The following is a 13,109-nucleotide window of genomic DNA, read 5'->3' as shown; positions in this document are numbered from 1 at the left end:
AACACCATGAAAGCCGATCTCAGCCGCCTCACATTCGACCCCGCCCGGCGCTACCGGGCTGTCCGCATGCAGCAGGGCCGCGTGCAGATGGATTCGGACTGGAACGAGCAGCAGGACATCCTGAACCGCCGCATCGAAACCGAGACGGCAGACACGGTCGGCCGGGTGGGCGTGCCGCTGGCCGCGCCGGGCTTTGCGTTGGCGCCTGCCGGCAAAGACCTGTCGCTGTCGGCAGGCCGCCTGTATCTGGACGGCCTGTTGTGCGAAAACCCGCAGCCCGCCACCGTGGCCAAACAGCCCGACATGCCGCCGACCGCATCGCCCGTGTTGCCGGCTGGCGCGTCCGTCCTGCCGCTGCCGCCGCCCGCCCTCACGCCGGCCGACATCGATGGCGTGGTTGTCTTCGGATCGAGCGGGCAAGCCGCGCCGCCGCCCGAGGGCATGTACCTGGCCTACCTGGAAGCGTGGCAGCGCCACCTGTGCACGCTCGACCTGCCTGCCGGCGACACCAGCATGCGCGAGGTCGCGCTGGGCGGCCCCGACACCGCCACCCGCGAAAAGACGGTGTGGCAGGTCAAGCTGATGCAGGTCGGCGCGCCCGACGCCGCCCTCACCTGCCTGTCGGCGCTGCCGGCGTGGGATGCGCTGATCGCCCCGCCCGATGCGCGCATGGCCGCGCGCGCCGAAGCCAGCGTGCCGCCCAAGACGCCGTGCCAGTTGCCGCCCGACGCCGGCTACCGTCTGTTGGAAAACCATCTCTACCGCATCGAGATCCACCAGGACGGCGCGGGCGCGGGCAAGGCGCGCTACAAGTGGTCGCGCGAAAACGGCAGCATCCTGTCGCGTGTGGTGCGCTGGCTGGACGACCCCGTGGCCAACGAATTTGAAGTTGCCAGCATCGGCCGCGACGACGTGCTGGGCATCACCGCGGGCTGCTGGGTCGAATTTCTGGATGACACGCACGAACTGCTGGGACAGCCGGGCCCGCTGGCGCAGGTGGTGCGCACCGACGGCAACACGGTCACCATCGATCCGGCCAGCCTGATCGGCCACGCGCTGGATGCGGCGCGCTTTCCGTCCAATCCGCGCGTGCGCCGTTGGGACGGCGTCGCGGAAATCACGCCCGCGCCCATCAACAGCGCCAACGCCGGCTGGGTGGAGCTGGAGCAGGACGGCGTCGAAATCAAGTTTTCCCCAGGCCGCCTGCGCGTGGGCGACTATTGGCTGATTCCCGCGCGCACCGCCACCGCCTCCATCGAATGGCCGCAGATGCCCGACGGCAAGCCCGCCTTCAACGCGCCCGCCGGGATCCTGCGGGCGTTTGCGCGGCTGGCCTTGCTGCGCTGGCAGGGCGGCGCGTGGACCGCCATCAGCGACTGCCGCCCGCTCTTTCCCGCGTTGACGGAACTGACTCAGCTTTACTACGCGGGCGGCGACGGGCAGAGCGTCAAGCCCAATCCCGCCATGACGCCGGATGTCGTGCCGCTGCCTTCCGAGTTGCGCGCGGGTGTGGCCAACGGCAGCCTGCCGGTGGCGGGCGCCGTCGTGCGCTTTACGGTGGACGCCGGCCGCCTGCCCAATGGCACGGCCACGCAGGACGTGGCGACCGGCGCCGACGGCGTGGCGTCCATCGCCTGGTCCCTTGCCTGCGATGCCGCCCGCCCCGTGCAACGCGCCACGGCGCAACTGCTGCGCGCGGGCCAGCCCGCGCCTGATCGCTACCTGCCGCTGCGCTACACGGCAACCCTGGCGCTGGCGTCCGAGGTGGCCTACGACCCGCGTAACTGCGCGGACCTGCTCGCGGAACAAGCCTATTCGGTGCAAGAAGCCCTGGATGCGCTGTGCCGGCGCACGCACGGCGGCGGCTGCTGCCTTACCGTCGGCCCGGCGGGCGATTTCCCGACGCTGGACAACGCGCTGCGCACGCTCATCGGACAGGACCGCATGGACATCTGCCTGTGCCTGACGCCCGGCGAACACAAGCTGGACGATGACCTCATCCTCAAGGGGCCGCGCGTGCGCCTGATGCTCCATGGGTGCGGCCCGGCCAGCCGGCTGATGCTGGATGAACGCATGTTCAGCCTGGACGGCTTTGCCAGCGTGTCCATCGCCGACCTGGTGATCACGCGGCGCGGCCAACCGGCGGCGATCGCTTTCAACCAATGCGCCGACCTGCGGCTGTCGCGCGTCGACTGCGCGGGGCCGGCCGGGCCCGGCAACAGCCTGGTGCGGGTCGACGGCAGCCGGCGCGTGCACATCGAGACCTGCCGTCTTTATGCCGCCGGCCGCGGCAACGCCGAACGCCTCGACCAGCTCTTCACGCGCGCCCCGACGCTGGCCGCGTTAAAGCGCGCGCTTTCCTCCGAGGCAGTGCTGGACGATGACGACGATCGCGCCGCCTCGGCACTATCGCGCCAACCCCTGGACGCGCGCAAGGCGATGACCACCGAGATCGCCGCGCTGCTGCGCGCCGGCGCCGCAGGAAACGCGTTGACGATGACGCCGCGCATCCAGTCGGCCCTGACGACGCTGGCCACGCAGCTGGGCCGCGAAACGCCAGCGGCCAAGCGCCTGCGCCCCGCCATCGCCGCGCTTGCCGCCGCGCTGCTGGCCGATCCGATGTCCTGCGCGCTGGCGCTGCTGGACAACGACGCCGACACCACTGTGCGCGACAACCGACTGCGCGGCGGCATCGCGCTCTTTGCGGAATCAGGAGATTTTCCGGAACTGACGACGGATCAGTTGAAGCTGTTGGGCGGCGGCATCCGCACGGGCAAGATGGTGCCCGAAGGCGACGGCACGCTGACGCTGCAAAGCAACCACCTTTCCAGCCTGCGGCTCGGCGCTGAAGCGGCGCGCGCCATGCTGACCATCATCCAGACGGGCGGCGAATTCGCCGCGTGGCGCTGCCTGCGCGCCGCCGACAACGCGCTGGAGGCCTACAGCCACTTCCCGGCATTCGACGCCGCCGTCACCGGCAACAACCTCTTGACCAACGGCGACGCGGGCGCCCTCATCGCCACGCAGGCCAAGGTGATCGGCAACTTCGCGCACAACGATTTCCGGTTGTTTGTGTCAGGCGCGAATCCGGAAGTGCTGGCGAACGGCGGGTTGAATGTCGTGACGGTGTGATCCCGCGGCCATCACCACTGCATCGACGCGCCGATCCCGGCCGTGGGCCCGCCGGAGGCCATGCCCACGCCGGCCTTGAGCTTGACGCGGTCGTTCACACGTGCCGACGCGCCCACTGCAACGGCCTGGTAGCCGCGATACGTGGCCGCACCGACGCCCAGCGCAAACCGCTTGCCCGGATCGACTTCCGGCACCATGGTCAGCGCCGTGGTGGCCGCGATGCCCGAATAGGCGTTGCGCGCAACGTCGTCGATGGCGCGGTTGGTCTGGTCGATGCGGTTGTCCAGACGGGCCAGGCCTTCGCGGTTGCGTTGCACGGTGGTGTCCAGCGAACCGAGCGCGTCGCCGACGTTGTAGTACGTCTGGCCATTAAGCTGATACGCCGGGCCGGTGACGGCGCCCGTGGCCGTGTCGATGTGCGCACCGCCGCCCAGGCCGGCCACCACGGGGTTCAGTTGACCCACATTCACGGCATCGGTGCTTTGCGTGCCGGCCGCCACATTGGTGACCTGGCGTTCGGCGCCTTGCGCGCCGACAGACACGGTGTTGGCGCGGTCGGCCACCGAACCCGCGCCCAGCGCCACACTGTTGGCCGCTGCCGCCGATGCATTGGCGCCGACGGCCACGCCGTTGGACGCGGTGACCGTCGCGTTGGCCCCGACCGCCGCGCCCATCGTGCCTGCGCCCGCTGCCGCGTTGTCGCTGCCATCGCCCGCGCCGTCGACGCTGACGTACGCATTGGCGGCATTCAGTTGGCCGACCTGTTGCGTAAGGGCGTAGAGCTGGCTGCCATTGACGGCGTCCGTACTGGTTGCCGAGATGACGCCGTTGGCGACGCCGGTGACGGTGCGCGTGCCGTCAGTGCCCGTCATGTCGATGACATTGCCGCCCGAGGAGGCAGCCACGGTAATGGCGCCCGTGACCGCATCCTGCCGGACCAGGCCGACGGCGCCGTTGTTGAGGTTGGTGGTCAGCGTGTTCAGGGTTGCCGTGTTCTGCGCCACCGACCCGCCCAAGGTTGTGATGGCCGCGCTGTTGGACTGCACTTGCTGGTTGGTGGCGTAAAGCTGCGATCCATTCACCGCCTCCTGACTGGTGGACGACAGTACACCCACGCCGACCTGGGTGATCCGGTTGCCGTTCATGTTGACGCCGTTCAGCATCGAGATGCCGTTTTCGCCCTTCAGTTCCAGCGTGCCATCGCCGTAGCCAGTGATTCGGGCCGTCGAACCGGCAAGTCCCGTCCCCCCGTTATTGCTCTGGTCGTTGTTCAGCGAGAATGCCTCCTGGGAGGCACAGGATACCCACGTCGCGGGTCCGGCGTTGAAGTCGTATTCATACCCCGTCGAAGTGGTTACGTTGCACAGCTGTAGCTCTCCGCCTAGCGCGTGGGCAACCGAGACCAGACCGAGATTGCCCACGCCGCCTAGTAGAAAAGCCGCGGCGGATGCGGCCAGGCGCTCCTTTCGCGGCTTGCGGAGAATTCGGCCAACTGCGGACTCGGCAGGTGCCGTTGCCGTGCACCTATTCAAGGTTGCGTTGCTTGCGTTTCTTTCTGCCTTGCAGACGGTTGCCTTTACGTTGCGAACGGTTGAAATGATGAGGTCCATAGCGTGTCCACCCCGCGCCGATGCGCGTTCGTTGTCGAAAAAGGTCCGTTCAAGCAATTCACCTGATTGATTGAGGGAGAGGTTTTCTCTCTCAAACTACCGACCGTCCGACCACGTAACCATCGAAGCTTTTTTATTGTTGGGGCCTGCAAACGAACAAATATCAAGAAGCGCGAAGGTCATCGCGCGGGCGCCACGGCACGTTGCGCCCTGCCGCGGCTCACATCCAGTGACGACGGCAAGACAACCCGACATGCAAATGACAGGTTCGGCCCTCTACAATGCCCCTGTTGCATCGCAGCATTCCGCAATCCTCTCCTTCCAGTCTTCATGTCCCATCCCATTTCCGCGCAGCACCGGCCCGCCCTGGTGCTGCTGGCGCTAGCCATCGGCAGCTTCGCGATCGGCACCACCGAATTCGCGACGATGAGCCTGCTTCCCTACTTCTCGCAGTCGCTGGGCATTGACGCCCCCACCGCCGGCCATGTGATCAGCGCGTACGCGCTGGGTGTGGTGGTGGGCGCGCCCATCCTTGCTGTGCTGGGCGCCCGCATGCCGCGCCGCCGGCTCCTGATCGCACTGATGGGCCTGTTCGCCATCGGCAACGGTCTGAGCGCCATTGCGCCGAACTACCACTGGATGCTGTTCTTCCGCTTTCTTAGCGGCTTGCCGCATGGCGCCTACTTCGGCATCGCCTCGCTGGTGGCCAGTTCCATGGTGCCCGCCAACCGGCGGACTGTGGCCGTGGGCCGCGTGTTCCTGGGCCTGACCGTCGCCACCATCGTCGGCGTGCCGCTGGCCAACTGGCTGGGTCAGGTCATCGGCTGGCGCTGGAGCTTCGGCCTGGTGTCGCTGCTGGCGGTGCTGACCATGCTGAGCGTGCGCGCCTATGCCCCGGACACGGCCGCCGATCCGCACGCCAGCCCGCTGCGCGAACTGAGCGCGCTGGGCCGCGGCCAGGTGTGGATCACACTGGCCATCGGCGCGGTCGGGTTCGGCGGGCTGTTCTCCATTTACACCTACCTGGCGGACACACTGACCGCCGTCACGCAGGTCTCTCCCGCCACGGTGCCGCTGGTGCTGAGCGCCTTCGGCGTCGGCCTGACGGTGGGCAACATGGTCGTGCCCGTGTTTGCCGATCGCGCCGTCATGCGCACGGCCGGCCTGTTGCTGCTGTGGTCTGCCGTGGTGCTGGCCCTGTTTCCGTTCATGGCGCACAACGTGTGGCTGATCACGCTGAACGTGTTCCTCGTGGGCGTGGGCGGCGCGCTGGGCACCGTGTTGCAGACGCGCCTGATGGACGTGTCGGGCGACGCGCAGGGGCTGGCCGCGGCACTCAACCATTCCGCGTTCAACACCGCCAACGCGCTCGGGCCGTTCCTGGGCGGACTCGCGATTGCCGCCGGGTTCGGATGGACGTCGACCGGCTGGGTCGGCAGCCTGCTCGCCATCGCCAGCATGCCGTTGTGGCTGTGGGCGGTGATGCTGGAACGCCGGACGCGCTCGGCGCGGGCGGACAAGCTGGTGGTCAGCACCGAATCGGCGCGTTGAATGAATGGGGGACGCCATTCGGACGTCCCCATTTATCGCATTGCAAAACGTCGGCCCGACGCCACACCGGGCAAGCGCCTATTGCAGCCCGCGGCCGCGCCGCAGCTATACTTTCCGCACTCTTTACCACCCACAAGACGCGCTGCACCTCCAACATGCAGCGCTTTTTTTATGCCCGTTTTTACTGCCCTGCTGCGCCCGCTGTGCCAGGCGCTTTGCTGCCTGGCCGCAGCCCTCTTCTCCACCCACGCCTTGGCCGCGCCACCGACGCTGGCCGAATGCCACGGCATCAAGGACCTGGCCTTCGTTGCCCATCTGGATGACGACCTGCTCTTCATGAATCCGGACGTCGCCTCGAACATCGAGGCCGGCGGCTGCGTGCGTCTGGTCTACCTGACCGCCAGCGACGCTGGCGAAGGCGAAGGCTACATGCTGGGTCGCGAGCGCGGCGTGCGCGCCGCTTACGCCTACATGGCGCATCAGCCCGACGCATGGAAGGAAGACACCGGCATCGTCGCGGGCCGCCAGATTGCGCGCTTCACGCTGACCGGCAACCCGCGCGTGCAGCTGTGGCACATGCGCCTGAAGGATCCCTGGCTGGGCAAGGGCTGGGGCAGCCTGACGCCGCTGAGCCGCACGGAGTCCGAACCCAACCAAAGCGTGGACACGCTGGGCCCGCACGCCGAGGTCTACACGCGCGAGCAGCTTGTGGACACGCTGGCCGAAATGATCCGCCAGTACGGCCCCACCACCGTACGGCACCTGGACGACACGATCAGCGTGCCGTACACCCAGCTGTGCTGGCGCTGCGCGGGCCACGGCCACCCCGACCACATCGCCAGCGCCCGGCTGGCGCGCGAAGCCATGCTGCGGGCGCCCGGCAACTATGCCGAGACCGGCTATATCGATTACCCCAGCCAGGAACGCGCCACCAATCTGGCCGAGTCGGAAATCGCCAGCAAGTCGGTGATCTTCCAGCACTACGCCTGGAACGACTACCACTATTGCGCCGGCCCCAAGGGCTGCCAGGAACCCGCCGGGCCTGCAGCCGCGTGGGTGCAGCGCGCCTACTACGTATCCCGGCACGACGTTGCCCCGCAGGTTTACCCCGACGGACGCGGCGGACTCGTCGTGTTTGCCGCGGGCGAGACCAACGCCGCCGTGAACAGCTGGGATTCCGGCGAAAAGCGCTGGCACAGCCTGGGCGGCCGGACCACCGGCCCCGTGGTGTCGTTTGCCCACGCCGACGGCACGGCCGGCCTGATGGCGCGCGACCCGCTGGGCGGCGTCTGGGCCAACAAACAGCGCCATGACGGCACCTGGCAGGGGTGGCAGGCGCTCGGCGGCCTGCGCGTCACGCAGATCCCCGCCGTCGCGCCGCGCGGCGAGGCCGCCGCCGTCGCGCTGGGTTATGACGGCGTGCTGCACTGGATCACGCCGTCCGGCATCGACGGCAGCTGGAGCACCTGGCAGGCGCTGCCGCCGCTGGAAGGCGCCTCGGGCTCACCGGCCGCCGCGCGCGGTTCGGATGGACGTTACGTGGTGTTTGCGATCGCCGCCAAAGGCGAACTCTTCTATACCCGCCAGCTCCCGGCCGCCAAGGGCCAACGGTCGGAATGGCAAGGCTGGCGCCGCGTCGCCGCGCCGGAAGCGGCCGGCGGACTGGCCGCCATCCGCAACCACGAAGACCGCGTCGAGCTTTACTTCCGCCAGCGCGCCAACAACCACCTGACCAAGCTGGTCGAAGCCGGCGACACCACCGACCTGAACATGGACTGGAGCGCGCCGGCCGACTTGGGCGTGCCCTACATCGGCCGCCCCGCCATCCACGCCGACAACGCCGGCAACGTCGTGCTCGCGATCCTGGAGCGCGCGGGCGGACAGCTCTGGCTGCTTGAACACGGCAAGCTTGGCAAGCTGGACGCCGAAGCCGCATCGCCACCCGCCATCAGCCTGGTCGACGGCACGCTGTATCTGGTTGCACGCGCCGCCGGCGCACCGCAGCGCTACCAGGTGCTGTCGCGCCAACGTGGCGTCTGGGCTGCCAACCTGACGCTGGACGGCGTTCCGGCCAGCGGCGGCGGCCCGTTCACGGCAGTGGCCGCACGGCCTGCCGATCTGCCCAATCTGGGCGCCGCCAGCGCAAACAAGGCCGTCGTGGTCCGGCCATCCACGGCTGAACCGGCTGCGCTGACGGTCGAGCGCATGCCCGCCCAGACCTCACGCGTGGCGACGCCGACCCGCGTGCAATGACAAAAATGCCCGCTGGGCGCGGGCATGACGCTTGCTGACCTCCGGGGCGTCTCAACCCGGAGGATAGAAACATGTCAGACGACCTGAGCAAACGCGGTCCCCAGGACCGTTCCCGGATCAACGTCAATGAACCGCATGAGCTGCGCTACTGGACCCAGGCGCTCGGCGTCAGCGAAGCCCAACTGCGCGACGCCGTGAAAGCGGTCGGGCCATCCGCCACGGCCGTGCGCGAGCATCTCCGGAAGTGATCTGAGGCAGGCCCCGTTTGCGGGGCTTGTCATTGCGTACCCGTCTTCCCGATCGCTGAAGACGCCATTTCAACGTGCTCGCCCCCCACCTCCAGCCAATGAGTCATTGCGGTCTTTACGCACGTGCGATAGCAGGTCAGACAGCTATCGATACAGCATTCCATTTCGTTCGTTTCGGCAATCATGTCGGCTCCTTGTGCCGTGACATCCTTGAACGTCAGCACATGGCGTTCCTGTCTGAATGCGCGAAACCCTCTTGCGCACGCACCGCGGCGCGCGTCCTGCGGGGCCGGTTGCAGCGCACCGTCTTCTTGCCTAGCGATGCCGTTTGCGCGCCAGGAACGGCGCCATGCACCGGCGCGGCTCGTCGGTGGTGAAGGCTTCACCAAAGGCCTCGACGCTACGGTCCAAACCGGCCTGGATCGACGATTCCGCCCAGTAACGCAGCAAGGCCTTCTGCGACCGCACGGCACGCGGACCGCTGGCGGCAATCGGCGCCACGGTCCGTTCGACCAGCGCGTCCAGCCCGGCCGGCTCGCATAGAAATTCCAGAAAGCCCCAGTCCCGCGCCTGCGCCGCATCCAACGTTTCGCCGGTAAGCAGCAGCCAGTTGGTCCGGCCCTGGCCGATCAGCGCAGGCAACAACAGCGCATGGATCACCGAGGGAATCCCGACGCGCACCTCTGGCATGCCAAACACGCCGTCCGCCGACCCCAGCCGGATGTCGCAGGCGGCCGCCAGCTCCATGCCGGCGCCGAGGCAAAAGCCGGGCAACCGGGCAATGGTCGGCACGGGAATGTCCGCCACCGCATCGCAGAGGTCGCGCAGCCGCGTGATGAAGGCACGTGCGCCGGGCGGGTCCAGCTCGGCCATTTCATGAATATTTGCCCCACCCACGAAGGCCTTCTCGCCCGTCCCGCGGATCACCACGGCGCGCGCGTCATCCTGCGCCGCGATCCAGCGCGCCGCCTCGGTCAGGCTCAGTGTGACGGCCGACGCCAGGATGTTCAGGCTCTTGGCATCGTGGATCTGCAGGGTATAGACGCCGCGTGCGTCGCGCGTTACGACGGCATGGGTGAATTCAGGAATGGGCGCAGTCATGAAGTCTCCGGTTTTTTGGCGGGTAGCCGCCGATGCTAACGGCCGGGTCCGGACACGACAACCCATGGCCTGCTCGACCCGATCGAATACGGCCTCGCCTTCCAGTGGCCGCGGAACGCGTTCCTCTCGTACACTTGCCGCATGCTACGCATCGACAATCTCAGCAAGCGCTACGGCGACTACATCGTGTTCCAGGGACTGACGCATACCTTTGCGCCAGGCTGCGTGGCGCTGTGCGAAGAAGACAGCACCGGCAAGTCCAGCCTGCTGAACATCATCGCCGGCGCCCTCGCGCCGGACAGCGGCGACGTGCACATCGACGGCCACTCGCTGCGCGACGCGCCGCAAGTTGCGCAGTCCCGCCTGGCTTACGTGCCGGACAACTGCATGGCGTTTCCCGAGCAGACGGGACGCGGCCTGCTGGAACAGGCGGCCCAAGCCAAAGGCGTGACGCTGGACGACTCGATATGGGAACTCGCCCGCCAGCTTGGTCTTGAGCCGCACCTGGACAAGCGTTTCGAGCAGATGTCCACCGGCACGCGGCGCAAGGTCTACCTGACCGCGGCCGCGCTGGGCAATCCGGCGGTCGTCGTGGCCGACGGCCCCAGCAACGGGCTGGACGCCCAGGCGCGCGGCGTGCTGGCTGAGGTGTTCAAGCGCTGGGCGCAAGACCGCGTCGTGCTGTTTGCCAGCCACGACCCTGAACTGGTGCAGGCCTGCGGCGCCACCACCGTCAACGTGGCCGACCTGCGCTGAACCCACTGCGGGGCACGTCGTTCAAAACCGGATCGTCACCCCCGCGATCGGCCCCTGCAACACCACGTCGTACTTGAAGCCGTTGCGTTCGTAGTCCACGCCCATCGCGCGGTATCCCACTGTGGCCGACACCGACTTGTTGAAGTTGTAGCCCACGCCAAGCCCCAGGTCCCAGTCCGCCTGCGCGCCCCCTGCCCCGATCATGCCCCAGCCCGTCAGATAGGCCCTGGAATGAAAGTTGTAGGTGCCGCGAACGCCCACCATGGCGTCCACCCACGTCGCGCTGTCGCTGTGCTTTGTGCCCCGTGTCAGCGGACCATTGAACCTGATGCTGTTGTCCACCGACCAGACCCGCAGGCCGCCTACCACGTCCAGGCTGTGCTCTGACCTGTCCAGCACGGAATAGCCCGCGCCGATCATGCCCGTGAACGACTCGTTCTTCACGTCCGCGCTGTCGGCCAGAATTCCCCGCGGCGTGTCGCCTTGCGCGCCGACCTTCACGTACAGCAGGTCGCCAAAGATGCTGTACCGGCCTTTGCGCGCATCGCCCATCAGCATGGCCGCGAAATCCAGGTTGTCGAAGATCTTGTCGAAGCTCGCATCGACGTCGACGGGCGGTAGCCGCCGATGCGTGATCTTCCCGGATAGCGCCGGCGCCCATAAATACGGCGACACCGAAAACTTCCATTCGTCGGAAACTGCTGCGTCGACGGCGGGTGCCGTCTGCGGCTCGGCCGCGAACGCGGTTCCGGCATGCAGCGCGGTGCATGCCGCACAGGCAAAGACGTACATTTTCATCGCGTGTCCTCCGGCCCGAAGGCGTATGCAGACAGGCGGGCCGCACCCCGGAAGGTTCTGGGCGCGCCCTGCCGCCATGACCGCGTCAGCTCACGCGCCGCACCGGCGGCACCGTCCACGAGCCATTGATGATGGAAGGATCGCTTTCGTTCGGCCAATACAGACGCATCATCAGAATGAACCGGCCCTTGGGAGCCGGCAGCCAGTTCGACTCCATCTCCGGACCCGGCGATTCGTTCTGGATCAGCAGATCAATCGACCCATCGGGCTTGCGCTTGAGCGGCTGGCGCTCGCTGATGGAATAGCGGTTCAGCGGGTTATCGACGAAGAAGTAGTTCTGGTCATACATGGTCAGCGACCAGAATCCCGACACGGGTGGTGCCAGCCCCTTGCGGAAGGTCAGGACGTACTTTTCCGAGCCGTTGTATTCGCGCTGGATGGCGCCATTGGCCGAGCGCAACGAGGTCGGATAGACCGCGTCCTGCGGGCGGTTCGCGCCCAGCCCGATCGCGGTGATAAGCGCACGCTGCAGATAGTTGGTGCCGTAGATGCCGGTCTTGGTCGTGAAGCCCCATCCATCGATGTGCTGGATGTCGCCATCGTTGGACCGGAAGTGCGCCATGATGCGTGCGAAGCCGGTTTCCGGCACACGCTTGGCAAAATCGGCGGGCAATTTGGACTTGTCGAAATCCTGGCCCGGCACGATGCCGATCGTCGCCAGTTTCTCGACCATGGGCGCGTCGGCCACCGTCGGGGGATTGCGCTTGAGCAGTTGCGCGAACAGCGAAAAATACTCGGTCGCATCCATGTTGTTGACCTGGTCGCGCACCGGCGTCTTCATGTCGATGGCCGAATCGACCTTGCCCTGCGGCGCCTTCCAGTCCTTGCCCCAGCCGCTCAGCGGCGCAAGCTTCACCTGGTCCTGCAGCTTGTGCACCTCGGCGTAGTCTTCGGGCGTGCCCGTGCAATAGATGCGGCCCAGCAGCCAGACGATGCTTGTCGGCGACTTGCACTGCTTCATGCCCTGCGGCACCGTTCCTTCCCAGCCCGGCCCCGTCACGATGAAGGTCTGCGCGCCCGTGCCAGTCGTGCGCTTGCCGGGCACGTCGAACACGGTCGTCCAGCCGTCCAGCAGCGGAAACAGCGCGTAGCGGCCGTTCAGGTCGGGCAGGCTGACGACCCAGGGTTCGTCGCCCACATCAAAAAACGCCGTGGTGTACAGCGTGTCGGCGTTTGGCGCCGTCACGTCGCGGAACTTGGCGTCCGGGTACTGACGCAACTTGATGAGTTGGCCCATCGGCGCGCGCGTGCCCTTGGGTTCGGCGACGTTGGTGATCACCCGGCGGGTCATCTCCATGGTCACCAGCGGGTAGGCGTAGATGTAGGCGTCGGTGGCCAGGACGAAACGGTCATCGGCTTCAGGCAGATTGGCGACCAGCCCTTCCGAGGCGGCGGCCGAGGCCCGGAAGGCCGGCCCCAGCGATCCTGCAGCCAGCAGGGCCAATCCCCCTGCGTTCAGTTTGCGGCGAGTTAGCTTCATTGTTGTCGCTCCTAATGGATGTGTTTGGCGAAGTTCACTGAGGGGACTTCCAACATGCACGACGATGTTTTTTCTAGCTAATGCGCGTTCGGTGTCGATGTGGCGGGCACGCTCCGTGGA

8 protein-coding genes and 2 pseudogenes are annotated in these 13,109 nt (G+C 67.2%); 5 read left to right on the top strand and 5 right to left on the bottom strand.

Annotated features, from left to right (window positions below; all coding sequences use genetic code 11):
- The first annotated feature begins 6 nt into the window (after positions 1 to 6).
- Positions 7 to 3,132: a DUF6519 domain-containing protein gene (locus B2W22_RS10165; protein ID WP_286937495.1), complete on the top strand. Its 3,126-nt coding sequence runs from the start codon at positions 7 to 9 to the stop codon at positions 3,130 to 3,132.
- A gap of 11 nt (positions 3,133 to 3,143) precedes the next feature.
- On the opposite strand, the pseudogene B2W22_RS28520 reads toward B2W22_RS10165, so the two are convergent.
- Positions 3,144 to 3,647, bottom strand: a pseudogene (locus B2W22_RS28520) (YadA-like family protein); the annotation flags it as partial.
- 228 nt (positions 3,648 to 3,875) lie between these two features.
- A pseudogene (locus tag B2W22_RS28515) lies at positions 3,876 to 4,277 on the bottom strand (hypothetical protein); the annotation flags it as partial.
- 795 nt (positions 4,278 to 5,072) lie between these two features.
- On the opposite strand from B2W22_RS28515, the gene B2W22_RS10155 reads away from it, so the two are divergent.
- From B2W22_RS10155 to B2W22_RS10145, 3 genes are all read left to right on the top strand, one after another.
- The gene (locus tag B2W22_RS10155; RefSeq protein WP_175122702.1) at positions 5,073 to 6,293 is read left to right on the top strand and encodes an MFS transporter; all 1,221 of its coding nucleotides are present in this window, start codon (positions 5,073 to 5,075) and stop codon (positions 6,291 to 6,293) included.
- A 171-nt stretch (positions 6,294 to 6,464) separates the two neighbouring features.
- On the top strand, positions 6,465 to 8,546 hold the full coding sequence (locus tag B2W22_RS10150; protein WP_175122701.1) for a PIG-L family deacetylase: 2,082 nt from the start codon (positions 6,465 to 6,467) through the stop codon (positions 8,544 to 8,546).
- Between the two features lie 71 nt (positions 8,547 to 8,617).
- Positions 8,618 to 8,794 (top strand): DUF3606 domain-containing protein, encoded by a 177-nt coding sequence (locus tag B2W22_RS10145; RefSeq protein ID WP_175184510.1) that lies wholly within the window; start codon positions 8,618 to 8,620, stop codon positions 8,792 to 8,794.
- A 315-nt stretch (positions 8,795 to 9,109) separates the two neighbouring features.
- On the opposite strand, the gene B2W22_RS10140 is transcribed toward B2W22_RS10145, so the two are convergent.
- Positions 9,110 to 9,895 (bottom strand): enoyl-CoA hydratase, encoded by a 786-nt coding sequence (locus tag B2W22_RS10140; protein ID WP_286937491.1) that lies wholly within the window; start codon positions 9,893 to 9,895, stop codon positions 9,110 to 9,112.
- Between the two features lie 141 nt (positions 9,896 to 10,036).
- On the opposite strand from B2W22_RS10140, the gene B2W22_RS10135 reads away from it, so the two are divergent.
- Positions 10,037 to 10,651, top strand: a complete 615-nt coding sequence (locus B2W22_RS10135) for an ABC transporter ATP-binding protein (protein ID WP_286937490.1) — start codon at positions 10,037 to 10,039, stop codon at positions 10,649 to 10,651.
- Positions 10,652 to 10,672: 21 nt separating this feature from the next.
- Here B2W22_RS10135 and B2W22_RS10130 read toward each other — a convergent pair whose 3' ends face one another.
- Together B2W22_RS10130 and B2W22_RS10125 are read right to left on the bottom strand one after the other, a co-directional pair.
- Positions 10,673 to 11,449: a hypothetical protein gene (locus tag B2W22_RS10130; protein ID WP_175122697.1), complete on the bottom strand. Its 777-nt coding sequence runs from the start codon at positions 11,447 to 11,449 to the stop codon at positions 10,673 to 10,675.
- Between the two features lie 85 nt (positions 11,450 to 11,534).
- On the bottom strand, positions 11,535 to 12,989 hold the full coding sequence (locus tag B2W22_RS10125) for a DUF1254 domain-containing protein (protein ID WP_286937487.1): 1,455 nt from the start codon (positions 12,987 to 12,989) through the stop codon (positions 11,535 to 11,537).
- Positions 12,990 to 13,109: the final 120 nt, after the last annotated feature.

It is taken from the genome of Achromobacter sp. UBA4530 (assembly GCF_002388205.1).
GTDB lineage: Bacteria > Pseudomonadota > Gammaproteobacteria > Burkholderiales > Burkholderiaceae_B > Achromobacter > Achromobacter animicus.
The sequence above is the reverse complement of the archived record's forward strand: the minus strand, read 5'-3'. Positions and strand labels throughout refer to the sequence as shown.

What these genes read in the sequence shown, in the direction of transcription:
- B2W22_RS10145 (WP_175184510.1), top strand. Translation starts at nt 8,618, where the DNA reads ATGTCAGACGACCTGAGCAAACGCGGTCCCCAGGACCGTTCCCGGATC.
- B2W22_RS10150 (WP_175122701.1), top strand. Translation starts at nt 6,465, where the DNA reads ATGCCCGTTTTTACTGCCCTGCTGCGCCCGCTGTGCCAGGCGCTTTGC.
- B2W22_RS10125 (WP_286937487.1), bottom strand. Translation starts at nt 12,989, where the DNA reads ATGAAGCTAACTCGCCGCAAACTGAACGCAGGGGGATTGGCCCTGCTG.
- B2W22_RS10155 (WP_175122702.1), top strand. Translation starts at nt 5,073, where the DNA reads ATGTCCCATCCCATTTCCGCGCAGCACCGGCCCGCCCTGGTGCTGCTG.
- B2W22_RS10135 (WP_286937490.1), top strand. Translation starts at nt 10,037, where the DNA reads ATGCTACGCATCGACAATCTCAGCAAGCGCTACGGCGACTACATCGTG.
- B2W22_RS10140 (WP_286937491.1), bottom strand. Translation starts at nt 9,895, where the DNA reads ATGACTGCGCCCATTCCTGAATTCACCCATGCCGTCGTAACGCGCGAC.
- B2W22_RS10130 (WP_175122697.1), bottom strand. Translation starts at nt 11,449, where the DNA reads ATGAAAATGTACGTCTTTGCCTGTGCGGCATGCACCGCGCTGCATGCC.
- B2W22_RS10165 (WP_286937495.1), top strand. Translation starts at nt 7, where the DNA reads ATGAAAGCCGATCTCAGCCGCCTCACATTCGACCCCGCCCGGCGCTAC.